Genomic DNA, 16,474 nt, shown 5'->3' on the forward strand with positions numbered 1-16,474 from the left:
GAGCGGCATCACGGACACCGCCTATTCCGCCTCCAGGTCCTCAATCCCATGGACTTCCCGGTCCGCCAGACAATGCCGGACCCACTCCTGGGTTTCCGCTGAAAACCAGGTCAGTTCCTCCGCCGTGATCAACTCCCGCGCGCACAACCCGAGCAGGTGCGAGCGCGCTTCATGGCGTGAAAACCTGAAGACGCCAAACGCCCAATACAGCTCTTTTTGCGCGGCTTTCAGCAATTCCTCGCTGGCTTCGATGCGTTCGTAAGGCGCGATACTCTTGTCCAGCACGATTTTTTCGACGTCGGTCATGATCCGGGTGCACATCCGTTCATGGGCTACCGGACGCAATGCGCAATACTGTTTCCAATCGGATTCGTTCATCGCCGTCTCCCGCTCGCCAGTCGAGGCTTTAAAGAAGAATAGCCCGGCCGCAAGCACTCTGCGCTCAAAACACTGATTGCGCATCGCTCAAACCTTGCGCAAACAACCTGAAGATCAGGCTCGTACAGAGCAATAAAATCTCGCCAAACAGACGCCAACGAGTATTCCTCTCAATTTTTTTCGACTGCTTGCCATCCTTTCCCCCCGCGGTTAGGGTTGAAGGCATGAAAACCTCTCACACCCTCATTCAGCTCCGTCAGCATCGCAGCTTGTGCCTTGTCAGTGCACGACTGCCGGGCTGAATCGCGGTGCCTCGTCTTACGCTTTATCCCCAGAACATTTGATCCACCGGCAGGCCGCCTTTTTTCGGCCCACACAATAAGGATTTCCCGATGAGCATGCTCAAAGACCCGTCTTCGAAATACCGCGCATTCCCGACCATCGACATCCCGGACCGCACCTGGCCGTCGAAAACCATCACCGCCGCCCCAATCTGGTGCAGCTCCGACCTGCGTGACGGCAACCAGTCGCTGATCGAACCGATGGACGCCGTCAAGAAGCTGCGTTTCTGGAAAACCCTGGTACAGGTCGGCGTGAAGGAAATCGAAGCCTCGTTCCCGGCCGCTTCGCAAACCGACTTCGACTTCGTGCGCACCTTGATCGAAGGCGGCCACATCCCGGACGACACCACCATCCAGGTGCTGACCCAGGGCCGTGAAGACCTGATCGCCCGCACTTTCGAATCCCTGCGTGGGGCGAAGAAGGCCATCGTTCACCTGTACAACGCGACCTCCCCTTCCTTCCGCCGCATTGTCTTCAACCAGGACAAGGACGGAATCAAGGAAATCGCCGTGAGCGCGGCCAAGCTGTTCGTCAAGTACGCCGCCCAGCAACCGGAAACCGAGTGGACCTTCGAGTACTCCCCGGAAACCTTCAGCGCCACCGAGCTTGAGTTCGCCAAGGAAGTCTGCGACGCGGTGATCGAAGTCTGGAACCCGACGCCCGAGCACAAGATGATCCTCAACCTGCCGGCCACTGTCGAATGCGCGACCCCGAACATCTATGCCGACCAGATCGAATGGTTCGGCCGTCACATCAACCGTCGTGACAGCGTGATCATCAGCCTGCACACCCACAACGACCGTGGTACTGGCGTTGCCGCCACCGAGCTGGGCCTGATGGCCGGCGCCGACCGCGTCGAAGGCTGCCTGTTCGGCAACGGCGAGCGCACCGGTAACGTCGACCTGGTGACCGTGGCCCTGAACATGTACACCCAGGGTCTTGACCCGCAACTGGACTTCTCCGACATCGACGGCGTGCGCAAGGTCGTCGAAGAGTGCAACCAGATCCAGGTTCACCCGCGTCACCCGTACGTCGGCGACCTGGTGCACACCGCATTCTCCGGCTCCCACCAGGACGCGATCCGCAAGGGCTTCGCCCAGCAGAAATCCGATGCCTTGTGGGAAGTGCCTTACCTGCCGATCGACCCGGCCGACATCGGCCGCAGCTACGAGGCGGTCATCCGCGTCAACAGCCAGTCGGGCAAAGGCGGTATCGCCTACCTGCTGGAACAGGAATACGGCATCAGCCTGCCGCGTCGCATGCAGATCGAGTTCAGCCAGGTCGTGCAGCGTGAAACCGATCGCCTGGGCCTGGAAATGACCGCCCAGCAAATTCATGCCCTGCTGCACAGTGAATACTTGCAGGCCAACACCCCGTACGCGCTGGTCAGCCATCGCCTGCAGGAAGAAAACGGCCACAGCGCCGTCGAAGTGGAAGTCGCCAGCAAAGGCCAGGGCGAAACCAACCTGCACTGGCGCGGCAAGGGCAACGGTGCCCTGGAAGCGCTGGTGGCCGGTCTGCCGATTCCGGTGGAAATCATGGACTACAACGAACACGCGATCGGCGCGGGCACCAATGCCAAGGCCGCGGCCTACATTGAACTGCGTGTGAACGGTGAACGTGCGGTGCATGGCGTGGGTATCGATGAAAACATCACCACCGCCAGCTTCAAGGCCCTGTTCAGCGCGCTGAACCGCTCCCTGAGCCAGCCGGAAGCGAAAGCCGCGTAAGCCCTTCGCCGCAATGCAAAAGGCCCCAAGGTGCGAACCTTGGGGCCTTTTTGTTTGCCTGTCATTTTTGTAGTGCCTATCAGGCTCGCTCCCACAGGGGAATGCATTCCAATGTGGGAGCGAGCCTGCTCGCGAAGAGGCCAGCTCAGGCAGCAGAAGTCTCAGGTAAATTCAAAAGTATCCGCATCCAGATTCGCCGGAAACCGCTGCCGGTAAGCCGCCAGTTCCGCCGCATCCAGTACCACCTTGAACACCCCATCAGCCTCCCCTGCGCTGAGCAATGTCTCGCCCTGAAAATCCAGCACCTGACTGTCACCGGTATAGGCAAAGCCTTTGCCGTCGGTGCCGACGCGGTTCACCGCCGCCACGTAGCACAGGTTCTCGATCGCCCTTGCCGGCAGCAAGCGGTTCCAGTGCTGGCGTCGAGCGCCCGGCCAATTGGCGGTATACAACAGCAGGTCTGTGTCCTGGGCATCGCGGCTCCACACCGGGAAGCGCAGGTCGTAGCAAATCAGCGGCCGCACCCGCCAGCCCTTGAGTTCGAACTGCACCTGACGCTCGCCGGGGGTGTAGTGATTGTGCTCGCCGGCCATGCGGAACAGGTGCCGCTTGTCGTAGTGCAGTACCTCGCCGTCCGGCCGCGCCCACAACAGGCGATTGCGATGACTGCCATCGGCGACCTGAATGATGACGCTACCGGTAATCACTGCATCGAGCTTCGCCGCCTGAGTCCGCAACCATTTGCTGGTGGGGCCGTTTTCCGCCTCGGCCAGCGTCTCGGACTCCATGGAGAAACCGGTGGTGAACATCTCCGGCAGGATGATCAGGTCAGCGCCACGAGCCTGTTCGAGCAGCGGCTCGAAATGCTCCAGGTTGGCCTGGCGATCGTGCCAGGCCAGGGTCGTCTGGATCAGCGCAACGGTCAGCTTCGGCAATGCACTCAGATCACGCATAGTTTTTCCGCCGCTTCACGCAGGGTCTCCTCGCGCTTGGCAAAACACAGCCGCACAAGGCGCTGGCCTTCGGGCGGCGTTTGGTAGAACACCGAGATCGGAATGCTGGCGACACCGTGTTCGCGGGTCATCCACAGCGCCATTTCGACGTCATTGAGGTCCGGGCGGATCTGCGAGTAGTCGACCAACTGGAAATACGTACCCGCCACCCGCGTGAAACTGAAACGCGACGGTGCCAGCAGATCGCAGAACAAGTCGCGCTTGGCCTGATAAAAACCTGGCAATTCTTCGACGTGCTCCGGGTGCTCGGCCATGTAATCGGCCAAGGCATATTGCAGCGGGGTCACGCCGCAGAAACTGACGTACTGGTGCACCTTGCGCAGCTCGGCCGTCAGGGCTGGCGGCGCGACCACGTAGCCGGTTTTCCAGCCGGTGACGTGGTAGGTCTTGCCGAAGGAACTGACCACGAAAGCGCGCTGATACAGTTCTTCATGGGCCAGCACGCTGACGTGAGGCACGCCGTCGTACACCAGGTGTTCGTAGACTTCGTCGCTGATCACATAGATGTCGCGATCGCGGATCAACGCCGCCAACTGATCCAGGTCGGCACGACTGATCAGCGCACCGCTGGGGTTGTGCGGGGTATTGAGAATAATCATCCGCGTGCGCGGGCTCAGGGCTTCGGCGAGCTTCTCGAAGTCGATACTGAAATCCTTTACGCCCAATTGCACATGCACGCAGCGCCCACCGGCCAGCTCCACCGAGGGTTCGTAGCTGTCATAAGCCGGGTCGAACACGATGACCTCATCACCGCTGTGGATAACCGCCTGGATGGCGCAGAAGATCGCCTGGGTCGCGCCGGGAGTGACCGTCACCTCGTGATCGGCATCCACACTGACGCGATAGCTGCGGGCGATCTTCGCCGCAATCTGTTGACGCAATGCCGGCAGGCCGGTCATGGGCGAGTACTGGTTGTGGCCGCTGGCGATGTGTCGACCGACCGCGTCACGCAGGGCTTGCGGGCCGTCGAAATCGGGAAAACCCTGGGACAGATTAAGCGCCCCGGTCTGCGCCGCGAGCTGAGACATCTGAGTGAAGATAGTGATGCCGACATTCGGCAGCTTACTGGTGATCATCGGTAGCCCCTTGCAGGTGAGCTGCAAGTTTCAAGCTGCAAGCTGCAAGTGGTCAAGCTTCAATCCACCGGACACGAAAAAGGTCCCGAAAGGGACCTTTTTGCTTGTACTTGAAGCTTGCAGCTTGAGGCTCGAAGCTGCCCTTAACGCTTATCGCGGCGCTTCTTGTCGGCCTTCTTGTGGTGCGACATCAAGCGACGCTTCTTGTTGACCTGGCGGTCGGTCAGCGAGTTCTTGTTGCCTTCGTACGGGTTCTCGCCGCCTTTGAACTCGATGCGGATCGGCGTACCGACCAGCTTCAAGACACGGCGATAAGTGTTTTCCAGGTAACGCACGTAAGACTTCGGCACCTTCTCGATCTGGTTACCGTGAATCACGATGATCGGCGGGTTCGCACCACCCAGGTGGGCGTAACGCAGCTTGATCCGGCGGTTGTTGACCATCGGCGGTGCGTGCTCGCCAACCGCGTCTTCCAGGATCTGGGTCAGGCGGTTGGTCGGCCAGCGGGTGACCGCGGACTTGAACGAGTTCTGCACCGAGGCGTAGAGGTTGCCAACGCCGGTGCCGTGCAGTGCCGAGATGAAGTGGATGTCGGCGTAGTCAACGAAGAACAGTCGACGTTGCAGCTCGACCTTCACGAAGTCACGCTCGCTCGGCGTCATGCCGTCCCACTTGTTGATCGCGATGACCAGCGCACGACCCGACTCAATGGCAAAGCCCAGCAGGTTGAGGTCGTGATCCACCACGCCTTCGCGGGCGTCCATCACAAAGATCACCACGTTGGCGTCTTTGATGGCTTGCAGGGTTTTGACCACGGAGAACTTTTCAACTTCTTCGTGGATCTTGCCGCGCTTGCGCACACCGGCGGTGTCGATCAGCGTGTACTTCTCGTCGTTACGCTCGAACGGGATGTAGATACTGTCGCGGGTGGTGCCGGGCTGGTCATACACGATCACCCGGTCTTCACCGAGCATGCGGTTGACCAGGGTCGACTTGCCGACGTTCGGCCGGCCGATGATGGCGATCTTGATCCCGTCTTTTTCGCTCGGGCCAGGAATGCGCTTGGCTTCCTCGCCTTCTGCAACGTCCTCTTCCTCGCCTTCTTCCAGCTCGTCTTCGTCTTTCGGGAATTCACTCAGTGCCGCTTCCAGCAACTGGGTGATGCCGCGACCGTGGGCGCCGGCGATCGGGATCGCGTGGCCCATGCCCAACGGGGCGAATTCGGCGCGGGCCATTTCCGGGTCGATGTTGTCGACCTTGTTGGCAACCACGTGAGAACGCTTGTTACGTTTGCGCAAATGCTCGGCGATCATCTGGTCGGCGGCGGTGAAACCGGCCTTGGCATCTACCAGGAACAGCACTACATCCGCTTCTTCAATGGCCAGCAGCGACTGCTCGGCCATTTTTTCGTCCATACCATGCTCGTCACCGGAGATACCGCCGGTGTCGATCAGAATGTAGGAACGCCCTTGCCACTTGGCCTCACCGTACTGGCGATCACGGGTCAGACCGGACAAGTCGCCGACGATGGCGTCGCGAGTCCTGGTCAGGCGGTTGAACAAGGTGGACTTGCCGACGTTCGGTCGGCCCACCAGGGCGATTACGGGAACCATGCGGCTCTCCACTTCGTTATTTCAGAAAATACAAAAGCCGCTGCGAGGCAGCGGCTGGTGCTCGGGGCAGCGTATGCAAACGCTGCAAACCCCGAAAATCGGGGCCGCCTGGGGGGTTAACCCCAAGCATAGTCAAACCTTTACTTAATGGTCAGGGCTTCCAGTTTGCCGCTGTTGCCATAGACATAAATCGTGTCACCCATCACCAGCGGACGGGCACGCAGGCCGTCGCTGTCGATGCGTTCGCGGCCGACGAAACGGCCGTCCACCTGACTCAGCAGGTGCAGGTAACCTTCCAGGTCACCGACTGCAACGTAGCTGGAGAACACTTCCGGAGCCGACAGTTGACGGCGGGCCAGCGAATCGTTGCTCCACAAGGCAGTGGTGGAACGTTCGTCGACACCTTCAACAGTGCCCGAAGACAGGCTCACGTAGACGCTGCCGAAACCCTGGGCGACACCCGCGTAGCTGGAAGCATCACGCTGCCACAGTTGCCGACCGCTTTGCAGGTCCAGTGCCGCAACGCGACCCTGGTAGCTCGCGACATAAATCGTTTCACCGGACAACAGCAGGCCGCCGTCGATGTCGACAACGCGCTCCAGTTCCGAACGGCCTTGCGGGATCGCTACACGCTGCTCCCATACCGGCACGCCGTTGGAAATGTCGAGAGCGACCACTTTACCGGTCGACAGGCCAGCCACCGCGAGGCGGTTGGTGACGATCGGCGCGCTGGTACCGCGCAGGGTCAATACGGCAGGCGTGCTGTCATACAACCAGCGCTGGTTGCCGGTCGCGGCGTCCAGGCCGATCAGACGGTCGTCCTGGGTCTGAACCACAACCACATCACCGTTGTTGGCCGGTGGTGCGAGGACTTCGCTGGACACGCGGGAGCGCCATTTCTCTTCGCCGCTGATGGCATCCAGGGCAACGATCTCACCCTTGGTCGTACCGACCGTCAGCAGACCGTAAGCGACGCCAACGGCGCCGGAAACAGGCAGTTCGAGATCTTTCTTCCACTTGACGTCGCCGTTGCTGCGATCCATCGCCATCACCACACCGGTGACATCGGCGGCATAGATGGTACTGCCATCGATCGCCGGTACCAGCATGTTGTAGGTTTCGCCCTGACCGTCACCGATCGAACGACTCCACTGCTTTTGCAGAACCACTTCTTCCTTGAAATCGGTCAACTCGGCCGGTGGCAGTTCTTTCTTGCTGTTGCTGCTGCAACCCGCGGCCAAAATGGCCAAGGTCAGCAATGCTGCATGCTTCCAACGGATCACGTCACGCATCCCCTTTGGCCAGGTCGTCCAGCTTGATTTGTAGGCCACCGACCGCCGCTTCATCCGACAGTGCCGCCTTGGCTTTTTGATACGCCGCGTGCGCTTCATCGGTACGACCCAGCTGCACCAGCAGGTCGCCCTTGAGTTCTTCGCGAGTGGCCAGGAAGGCCTTGTCGGCATCGCCTTCGAGCAGTTTCAGGGCTTCATCGGCCTTGTTCTGCGCGCCCAGCACCTGCGCCAGGCGCTGACGGGCGATTTCGCCCAGTGCCGGGTTGGCCGGTTTGTCGGCAATGGCTTTCAGTTCGCTGGCTGCGTCATCCAGCTTGCCGCTGTCAACGGCGACTTTCGCCACGAACAGGCTGCCGTATTGCGCATAGGCGCTGCCGCCGAATTCGCTGTTGAGCTTGGCTGCGAGGTCCGAAACACGGGCCGCGTCAGGCTTGCCATCAGGCGTCAGCGTGGTCTCCAGCAATTGCTGATAGAGCACCGAGGCGCCTTGCGACTGGTTGTTCTGATACTTCTGGAACGCCTGCCAGCCGAACACGATAACCAGCGCCAACAGGCCGCCAGTGACCAGGGGCTTACCGTTGCGTGACCACCATTCCTTCAAATCCGCCAGCTGTTCGTCTTCGGTACTCGACACCCCAATACTCCTTAATCGCTAAATCGGCTGTTAAGACAGCTTCAACCCTGCACGACGCAGGTGGCCAGGTGTGCAGCAAGCGCATCCCAGGCAATGCTTTGTTGTTCGCCCTGGCCACGCAGGGGTTTGAAACCTACCACTTGCTGGGCCATCTCGTCGTCACCGAGGATCAATGCATACAACGCACCGCTCTTGTCGGCTTTCTTGAACTGGCTTTTGAAGCTGCCGGCGCCGGCATTCACTTGCAGGCGCAGGTTGGGCAATTGATCACGCACACGCTCGGCCAGGGCCAGGCCGGCCAGCTCGGCTTCTTCACCGAAGGCGCAGAGGTAGACGTCGACCTGACGGGAGATCTCTTCCGGGATCTGCTCGAGGGTTTCGAGCAGCAGGACCAGGCGTTCGATGCCCATGGCGAAACCGACACCCGCAGTCGGCTTGCCACCCATCTGCTCGACCAGGCCGTCATAACGACCACCGGCACACACGGTGCCCTGGGCGCCCAGTTTGTCGGTGACCCACTCGAAAACGGTCTTGCTGTAGTAATCCAGCCCGCGAACCAGCTTCGGGTTGATCACGTAAGGGATGCCGGCAGCGTCCAGACGAGCCTTGAGGCCCTCGAAGTGCACGCGGGACTCTTCGTCGAGGTAATCGGCCATTTTCGGCGCATCGACCAGAATCGCCTGCGTCTCGGCGTTCTTGGTGTCCAGTACCCGCAACGGGTTGGTCTTCAGGCGACGCTGGCTGTCTTCGTCCAACTTGTCCAGGTGCCCGGACAGGAACTCGACCAGCGCTTCGCGGTAACGAACACGGGACTCGCTGGTGCCCAGGCTGTTGAGCTCGAGCTTGACCGCATCGCGGATACCCAGCTCACCCCACAGGCGCCAGGTCAGCACGATCAGTTCGGCGTCGATGTCCGGACCGTCGAGGTTGAACACCTCGACACCGATCTGGTGGAACTGGCGATAACGACCTTTCTGCGGGCGCTCGTGGCGGAACATCGGGCCGATGTACCAGAGCTTCTGCACCTGGCCACCGCCAGTGATGCCGTGTTCGAGCACTGCACGCACGCACGCCGCGGTGCCCTCAGGACGCAGGGTCAGGGAATCGCCGTTGCGGTCGTCGAAGGTGTACATCTCTTTTTCGACGATATCGGTCACTTCACCGATGGAGCGCTTGAACAGCTCGGTGAACTCGACGATCGGCATGCGGATCTGCTTGTAACCGTAGTTATCCAGCAGACGCGAAACTTTGCCTTCGAAATGACGCCACAGCGGGGTCTGTTCGGGCAGGATGTCGTTCATGCCACGAATGGCTTGCAGAGACTTGCTCACAAAAATTCCTTAATTCGTTCGATCAGCCGCGCGCGATAACGGCAGCGTCAGCTTCGACCTTTTCGGCTGCTTTCTGGCGGATCAAGCGTTCAAGCTCATCCACCAGATTGTCATTCGTCAGTTTCTGCGACGGCTTGCCGTCGATGTAAATCAGGTTTGGCGTGCCGCCGGTCAAGCCGATATGGGCTTCCTTGGCTTCACCCGGTCCATTGACCACGCAACCAATGACTGCGACATCCAGCGGCACTAGCAGGTCTTCGAGGCGCCCTTCCAGCTCGTTCATGGTCTTGACCACATCGAAGTTCTGCCGCGAGCAGCTCGGGCAGGCGATGAAGTTGATGCCTCGGGAACGCAGGTGCAGGGATTTGAGAATGTCGTAGCCGACTTTCACTTCCTCGACCGGGTCGGCCGCCAACGAGATGCGAATAGTATCGCCAATCCCTTCGGCGAGCAGCATACCGAGGCCCACGGCGGATTTCACTGTGCCTGAACGCAAACCACCGGCTTCGGTGATGCCCAGGTGCAGCGGCTGGACGATTTCCTTGGCCAGCAGGCGGTAGGCTTCGACGGCCATGAACACGTCGGAGGCTTTCACGCTGACCTTGAAATCCTGGAAATTCAGGCGCTCAAGGTGTTCGACATGGCGCAGAGCCGACTCGACCAGCGCGGCCGGGGTCGGCTCGCCGTATTTCTTTTGCAGGTCCTTTTCCAGGGAGCCGGCGTTGACGCCGATGCGAATCGGAATCCCGCGATCACGGGCGGCATCAACCACGGCGCGTACGCGATCTTCGCGACCGATGTTGCCCGGGTTGATTCGCAGGCAGTCGACACCCAGCTCGGCGACGCGCAACGCAATGCGGTAGTCGAAATGGATATCGGCCACCAATGGCACCTTGACCAGTTGCTTGATCTTGCCGAAGGCCTCGGCGGCGTCCATGTCCGGTACGGATACCCGCACGATATCGACGCCAGCCGCTTCCAGACGATTGATCTGCGCCACGGTGGCCGCGACATCGTTAGTGTCGCTGTTGGTCATGCTCTGCACAGCGATAGGCGCATCGCCGCCAACAGGCACGTTACCGACCCAGATCTTGCGCGATTCGCGACGTTTGATTGGAGATTCGCCGTGCATGACTTATTGACCCAACTTCAGGCGAGCAGTCTCGCCACTGGTGAACGGAGCAACATCGACCGCCTGGCCGTTGTAGCTGACCTGCGCGCCACGGGCGAAGCCCAGGCGGACGGCAAACGGTGGCTTGCCGCTGACGGAAAGGCTATCGCCTTTACGCTTGAGACCACTGAACAACACCTTACCGCTGCCATCGGTCACTTGCGTCCAGCAATCGGCGGTGAATTGCAGTTGAACCTGCCCCTGGCCGGCCACCGGAGCCGCTGCCGGAGCTGGCGTCGCAGCGGCTTGCGCTGGAACACTCGGGGCAATAGGTGCAGTGACTGTCGGGGCCGGTACGGCGGGAACAGCCGGGGCCGGAGTCGCAGGCGTCGCGACAACCGGAGCCGTACTGTGCGCCGGTGCAGCTGGCGCTGGTGCTGCCGGCGCTGCTGGTTCAGTCGCTTGAGCATCAGCCGGCGCTTCAGCCGCGGTCTCGGCTTGCGGCAATGCCAGAGCGGTGGTGTTTTCAGCCTGACCTTCCGCGACAGCCTGGTCTTCCGGCTCGTCCAGCGGATGAATCTGGGTGGTGCCGTCGGCGCCTTCGACTTCCACGTGTTCAGGGCTCAGGCTGATCAGGTCCTTGGTGCGCAGCGAGGTTTGATCCTGCCACCAGACAAAACCACCACCAATCACCGCCACCAGAAGCAACAGGCTGACAACACGCAAGATGGTGTGGGAAACCCGAACCGGTTCTTCGATACGACCCAGGCTATGCACGCTGCTGCCCTGGGAGTCTGTACCGGTGGATTGATCGAACTGCTGGACCAGAACGGCCTGGTCCATGCCGAGCAATTTGGCATAGGCGCGAATATAACCGCGAGCGAAGGTGTGCCCAGGCAGCTTGTCGAATTCGCCGGCTTCCAGATTGCTCAGGGAGTTGACGGTGAGGTTGAGCTTGAGAGCCACTTCGGCCAGCGACCAGCCATTGCTTTCGCGGGCCTGGCGCAGGGTCTCACCGGGGTTAACGCGATTCGCTGCTACAACTTCGGGATGCGCCGCTTTCATCATTGCTCCGACAGGTATTGCTGATATTCCGGTGTACCGGGATAGAGTCGTTTTAATTGCAGGCCTGCACTTGCGGCCTTGTCGCGATCTTCAAACACTTTTGCCAGCCGAACGCCGAGCAATAGACTACGTGCATTTTGCTCGGCGAGCAGACTAAAACGATCGTAGTAGTCACGCGCGGGCACATAATGCCTGTCTTCGTAAGACAACTCAGCCATTTCCAGCAATGCGCGTGGTTGTTGGCGATTCAAACGCAGGGCTTTTTCCAGTTGCTGCTGGGCCAACTCCCGCTGGCCAAGCATCGAAGCGGTCATGCCCAGGTTCTCGAACACTCGCGAACGCTCAGGATACAGGGTATCGGCGGCGGCCTGTTCAAAGCGCTCGTAAGCATCCTTGTAACGTTTTTGCTCGAAAAGAAAACTGCCGTAGTTATTGAGGATTCGCGCATCGGCGGGACGTGAAGACAGCGCCTTGCGAAAATGCTGGTCGGCCAGTTCCGGCTCCATCTCGGCCTGGAACACCAGCCCCAGCGCCGCGTTGGCGTCCGGATCCGCATCATTCAGTTCCAGGGCTTTCTTCAATGGTACTTTGGCCCGCTCAGTCATGCCCTGTTGCAGATAACCGATGCCCAGTTGCACATACGCCTCTCGCGCTTCGTCGCGGCCCTTGCTGGTCTTCATCGGGTTGTAATCGCCCGAAAGCACACAGCCAGCGCAGAGGCTGGCCAATAGCAAAAGCAGCGCAAAGCGCAGGGACATAGAGATCCTCTCTTGGTTACTTATTCGCGGCGCTCGAAGCAATATCGCTCTCGGCGCTCAGTTCACGCACCGCGATATAACGTTCGCTGCGACGGGTGCGATCCAGCACCTGCCCTACCAGTTGACCACAAGCGGCGTCGATGTCTTCACCACGGGTGGTGCGGACAGTGACGTTGAAACCGGCATGATGAAGCTGATCCTGGAACCGACGAATGGCGTTGTTGCTCGGCCGCTCGTACCCGGAGTGCGGGAACGGGTTGAAAGGAATCAGGTTGATCTTGCATGGGATGTTCTTGAGCAACTCGATCATCTCGACCGCGTGTTCGACCTTGTCGTTCACGTCCTTGAGCAAGGTGTACTCGATGGTCAGCACGCGCTTTTCGCCCAGGGACGACATGTAGCGCTGGCACGACTCGAGGAGCATCTTAAGCGGATACTTCTTGTTGATCGGCACCAATTGGTTACGCAATGCGTCATTCGGTGCGTGCAGGGACAACGCCAGGGAGACGTCGATGTGCTTGGACAGCTCATCGATCATCGGCACCACACCCGAGGTGGACAGGGTCACGCGGCGCTTGGAAATGCCGTAGCCCAGGTCATCCATCATCAGATGCATGGCGGCAATGACGTTGTCGAAGTTCAGCAGCGGCTCGCCCATGCCCATCATCACCACGTTGGTGATGGCACGGTCGACGGTCGCCGGGACGCTGCCAAAGGATTTGTTGGCAATCCACACCTGGCCAATGACTTCGGCGGCGGTGAGGTTGCTGTTGAAGCCTTGCTTGCCGGTGGAGCAGAAACTGCAATCCAGGGCACAGCCTGCCTGGGACGAAACGCACAAGGTGCCGCGTTTTCCCTGGGGAATGTACACGGTCTCGACGCAGCTGCCGGACGCCACGCGCACCACCCACTTGCGGGTGCCGTCGCTGGAGATGTCCTCGCTGACCACTTCCGGACCGCGAACTTCAGCAACAGCCTTGAGCTTCTCGCGCAAGGCCTTGCTGACGTTCGTCATGGCGTCGAAATCATCGACGCCAAAGTGGTGAATCCATTTCATTACCTGACCGGCACGGAAACGCTTCTCCCCGATTGAGTCGAAGAATTTTTCCATTTCCGACTGGGTGAGACCCAGCAGGTTGGTTTTAACAGTCGATGTAGTCATGGATTCACCTTCACTCTTAAGCCAATGCTTAGCGAGTGGTTACTTCAGTAGCTGCGAAGAAGTACGAGATTTCGCGAGCGGCAGCGGCTTCGGAGTCCGAGCCGTGTACAGCGTTGGCGTCGATGGAGTCAGCGAAGTCAGCACGGATGGTGCCGGCAGCAGCTTCTTTAGGGTTGGTAGCGCCCATCAGCTCACGGTTCAGAGCGATGGCGTTTTCGCCTTCCAGAACCTGAACGACAACCGGACCGGAGATCATGAAAGCAACCAGGTCGTTGAAGAAACCACGAGCGCTGTGCTCAGCGTAGAAGCCTTCGGCTTCGGCTTTGGACAGTTGCTTCAGTTTCGAAGCTACAACACGCAGGCCAGCTTTTTCGAAACGGGTGGTGATCTCGCCGATCACGTTTTTTGCAACGGCGTCAGGCTTGATGATGGAGAAAGTACGTTGAACAGCCATAGTGTAACTCCAGAAACGGTAATTTGCGAAAAATTAAACCCGCGAATTATACGCGGGTTCTTGGGTATTGCCTAACCTGCAGCGTGGCTCAGTCGCGTTCTTCGATCCAGTGGGCCTGAATGGCCTCCAGGATCTTTTCGCCACAATGATCAGGGTGATCGTCGAACTCGGGCAATTCCATCACCCACTTGCGCAGATCGACGAAGTTGACCGACATAGGATCTACATCGGGCTTGGTTTCAGCCAGCTGGATCGCGATTTCCAGCACATCAGTCCACTTGAGACTCATGACAATTCCTTGAATCAGTGCGGCGCTTCGGCTGCGTGGTTGAGCGAGTATTTCGGAATTTCGACGGTCAGGTCTTCAGTCCCGACCTTGGCCTGACAGCCCAGGCGCGACTGAGCTTCCAGCCCCCAAGCCTTGTCAAGATAGTCCTCTTCCAGCTCATCAGCCTCTTCCAGCGAGTCAAAACCCTCGCGGATGATGCAGTGACAGGTGGTGCAGGCGCAGACGCCGCCACAGGCACTTTCCATCTCGATATGGTGTTCATGGGCCAGTTCGAGGATCGAGATGCCGGGCTCAGCCTCCACGACCATGCCGTCCGGGCAAAACTTTTCGTGTGGCAGAAAAATGACCTGCGGCATCGCTATTCCTCAATCTCATTCAGGTTGCGCCCCGCCAGCGCGGCTTTCACCGTCGAGTCCAGGCGGCGGGCAGCAAAGGCATCGGTCACTTGCGACAGACGCTTGGTCTGCTGCTCGATGGCGTAACCATCGGTACCTTTCATCAGTTCGGTCAGTTCCTGCACCTGCAGCTCGATGACCATGCGTTCATCGGCGTCGAGCAGGCGCTCGCCGTCGGCTTCCAGGGCCGCCTGCACCGCTTCGATCAGACGCTGGGCATCGACCTGCTGCTCACGCAGCACGCGGGCCACCTTGTCGTCGTTGGCGTGCTGGAACGAATCCTTGAGCATCTTGGCGATTTCGCCGTCGGTCAGACCGTAGGACGGCTTGACCTGGATGCTGGCTTCGACACCCGAGCCCAGCTCGCGAGCGGAGACGCTCAGCAGACCGTCGGCATCGACCTGGAAGGTCACGCGAATCTTCGCCGCACCGGCAACCATCGCCGGAATGCCACGCAATTCGAAGCGCGCCAGGGAGCGACAGTCGCTGATCAGCTCGCGCTCACCCTGCAATACGTGGATCGCCATGGCCGACTGGCCATCTTTATAGGTGGTGAAGTCCTGGGCGCGGGCGACGGGAATGGTGGTGTTGCGCGGAATCACCTTCTCCATTAGCCCGCCCATGGTTTCCAGCCCCAGGGACAACGGAATCACGTCAAGCAGCAGCAATTCGCTGCCATCGCGCTTGTTGCCGGCCAGGGTATCGGCCTGGATCGCGGCACCGATGGCCACCACTTGATCCGGATCGATTTCAGTCAGCGGCTGGCGACCAAAAGCTTCGGCAACGGCGTCACGAACACGCGGGACACGGGTCGAACCACCCACCATGACCACCGCGTGCACTTCTTCCAGCTCGACACCAGAGTCACGAACGGCGCGGCGACAGGCTTTCAAGCTGCGAGCAACCATCGGCTCGATCAGCGCATTGAAGGCCTCACGGGTCAGCTCGGCTTTCCAGTCGCCATACGCGACTTCAACCGACTCCGCGTTAGTTAGCGCCTCTTTGGCCGCGCAAGCGGTTTGTAGCAGATTGCGTTGCACACCCGGATCCAGGTCGGCAGACAAACCGGCGCTCTCGATGATCCAGCCAGCGATGGCGTGGTCGAAGTCATCGCCGCCCAAGGCGCTGTCGCCGCCGGTGGCCAGCACTTCGAAGACACCGCCAGTCAGGCGCAGAATCGAAATATCGAAAGTACCGCCGCCCAGGTCATAAATCGCTACCAGGCCTTCGGCGTGCTGATCCAGCCCATAAGCCACCGCCGCTGCCGTCGGCTCGTTGAGCAAACGCAGCACGTTAAGACCGGCCAGTTTGGCCGCGTCCTTGGTGGCTTGACGCTGAGCGTCGTCGAAATAGGCCGGAACGGTGATGACCGCACCCACCAGCTCACCACCGAGGGTGGCTTCGGCACGCTGGCGCAAGACCTTGAGGATGTCGGCCGAGACTTCGACCGGGCTTTTCGGGCCCTGAATCGTGTCGATGAACGGCATGTGCGATTCGCCACCGACAAAGCGGTACGGCAGTTGCTCGCCCAATTGCTTGACGTCGGACAGACCACGACCCATCAAGCGCTTGACCGACAGCACGGTGTTCAAGGGATCGGTGGCGGCAGCCAGCTTGGCCGACTCGCCGACTTCGACGCGATCGGCGTGATAGCGCACGGCAGACGGCAGGATAACCCGCCCTTCTACGTCGGCCAGAGGCTCGGAAAGTCCACTGCGCAATGCAGCGACCAGCGAATTGGTAGTGCCCAAGTCTATCCCCACAGCCAGACGACGCTGGTGCGGTTGAGGACTTTGGCCGGGTTCGGCGATCTGCAGTAGGGCCATCGTTA

16 protein-coding genes are annotated in these 16,474 nt (G+C 60.0%); 1 reads left to right on the forward strand and 15 read right to left on the reverse strand.

Going from position 1 to position 16,474, the window contains the following annotated elements:
• Positions 1-21: 21 nt before the first annotated feature.
• Positions 22-378: a hypothetical protein gene (locus tag FFS64_RS07330; protein WP_137804807.1), complete on the reverse strand. Its 357-nt coding sequence runs from the start codon at positions 376-378 to the stop codon at positions 22-24.
• A gap of 392 nt (positions 379-770) precedes the next feature.
• On the opposite strand from FFS64_RS07330, the gene leuA reads away from it, so the two are divergent.
• Complete coding sequence (gene leuA, locus FFS64_RS07340; protein ID WP_137804808.1) at positions 771-2,450, forward strand: 2-isopropylmalate synthase; 1,680 nt, start codon at positions 771-773, stop codon at positions 2,448-2,450.
• A 161-nt stretch (positions 2,451-2,611) separates the two neighbouring features.
• Here the strand turns inward: leuA and FFS64_RS07345 are convergent, their stop codons facing one another.
• From FFS64_RS07345 to hscA, 14 genes are all read right to left on the reverse strand, one after another.
• Complete coding sequence (locus tag FFS64_RS07345; protein WP_137804809.1) at positions 2,612-3,403, reverse strand: amidohydrolase; 792 nt, start codon at positions 3,401-3,403, stop codon at positions 2,612-2,614.
• Positions 3,391-4,539: a pyridoxal phosphate-dependent aminotransferase gene (locus FFS64_RS07350; protein WP_137804810.1), complete on the reverse strand. Its 1,149-nt coding sequence runs from the start codon at positions 4,537-4,539 to the stop codon at positions 3,391-3,393. The genes FFS64_RS07345 and FFS64_RS07350 overlap by 13 nt, the downstream gene beginning before the upstream one ends.
• Before the next feature lie 143 nt (positions 4,540-4,682).
• Complete coding sequence (gene der / locus FFS64_RS07355) at positions 4,683-6,152, reverse strand: ribosome biogenesis GTPase Der (protein WP_095193769.1); 1,470 nt, start codon at positions 6,150-6,152, stop codon at positions 4,683-4,685.
• A gap of 140 nt (positions 6,153-6,292) precedes the next feature.
• Positions 6,293-7,444, reverse strand: a complete 1,152-nt coding sequence (bamB, locus tag FFS64_RS07360; protein ID WP_137804811.1) for an outer membrane protein assembly factor BamB — start codon at positions 7,442-7,444, stop codon at positions 6,293-6,295.
• Positions 7,437-8,078 carry a tetratricopeptide repeat protein gene (locus FFS64_RS07365; protein ID WP_137804812.1) on the reverse strand — a complete coding sequence of 214 codons (642 nt, stop codon included), beginning with the start codon at positions 8,076-8,078 and terminating at the stop codon, positions 7,437-7,439. The genes bamB and FFS64_RS07365 overlap by 8 nt, the downstream gene beginning before the upstream one ends.
• A 41-nt stretch (positions 8,079-8,119) precedes the next feature.
• Positions 8,120-9,409 carry a histidine--tRNA ligase gene (gene hisS, locus FFS64_RS07370; RefSeq protein WP_137804813.1) on the reverse strand — a complete coding sequence of 430 codons (1,290 nt, stop codon included), beginning with the start codon at positions 9,407-9,409 and terminating at the stop codon, positions 8,120-8,122.
• 22 nt (positions 9,410-9,431) lie between these two features.
• Positions 9,432-10,541, reverse strand: coding sequence for a flavodoxin-dependent (E)-4-hydroxy-3-methylbut-2-enyl-diphosphate synthase (ispG, locus tag FFS64_RS07375; protein ID WP_003185136.1), 1,110 nt, complete (start codon positions 10,539-10,541; stop codon positions 9,432-9,434).
• A gap of 3 nt (positions 10,542-10,544) precedes the next feature.
• A complete protein-coding gene (locus tag FFS64_RS07380) occupies positions 10,545-11,585 on the reverse strand; it encodes a RodZ domain-containing protein (protein WP_137804814.1) in 1,041 nt (346 codons plus the stop codon).
• On the reverse strand, positions 11,585-12,343 hold the full coding sequence (pilW, locus tag FFS64_RS07385; RefSeq protein WP_137804815.1) for a type IV pilus biogenesis/stability protein PilW: 759 nt from the start codon (positions 12,341-12,343) through the stop codon (positions 11,585-11,587). The genes FFS64_RS07380 and pilW overlap by 1 nt, the downstream gene beginning before the upstream one ends.
• Before the next feature lie 16 nt (positions 12,344-12,359).
• On the reverse strand, positions 12,360-13,505 hold the full coding sequence (gene rlmN / locus FFS64_RS07390) for a 23S rRNA (adenine(2503)-C(2))-methyltransferase RlmN (protein ID WP_137804816.1): 1,146 nt from the start codon (positions 13,503-13,505) through the stop codon (positions 12,360-12,362).
• 28 nt (positions 13,506-13,533) lie between these two features.
• Positions 13,534-13,959 carry a nucleoside-diphosphate kinase gene (gene ndk / locus FFS64_RS07395; RefSeq protein ID WP_007903599.1) on the reverse strand — a complete coding sequence of 142 codons (426 nt, stop codon included), beginning with the start codon at positions 13,957-13,959 and terminating at the stop codon, positions 13,534-13,536.
• A gap of 88 nt (positions 13,960-14,047) precedes the next feature.
• Positions 14,048-14,248, reverse strand: a complete 201-nt coding sequence (gene iscX / locus FFS64_RS07400) for a Fe-S cluster assembly protein IscX (protein WP_095193776.1) — start codon at positions 14,246-14,248, stop codon at positions 14,048-14,050.
• Between the two features lie 14 nt (positions 14,249-14,262).
• Entirely contained in the window at positions 14,263-14,604 is a 342-nt protein-coding gene (fdx, locus tag FFS64_RS07405) for an ISC system 2Fe-2S type ferredoxin (protein WP_137804817.1), read from the reverse strand.
• A gap of 2 nt (positions 14,605-14,606) precedes the next feature.
• Positions 14,607-16,469, reverse strand: coding sequence for a Fe-S protein assembly chaperone HscA (gene hscA, locus FFS64_RS07410; RefSeq protein ID WP_137804818.1), 1,863 nt, complete (start codon positions 16,467-16,469; stop codon positions 14,607-14,609).
• Positions 16,470-16,474 lie beyond the last annotated feature (5 nt).

The sequence above is a fragment of the Pseudomonas sp. G(2018) genome (genome assembly GCF_005502415.1).
Classification (GTDB): Bacteria; Pseudomonadota; Gammaproteobacteria; order Pseudomonadales; family Pseudomonadaceae; genus Aquipseudomonas.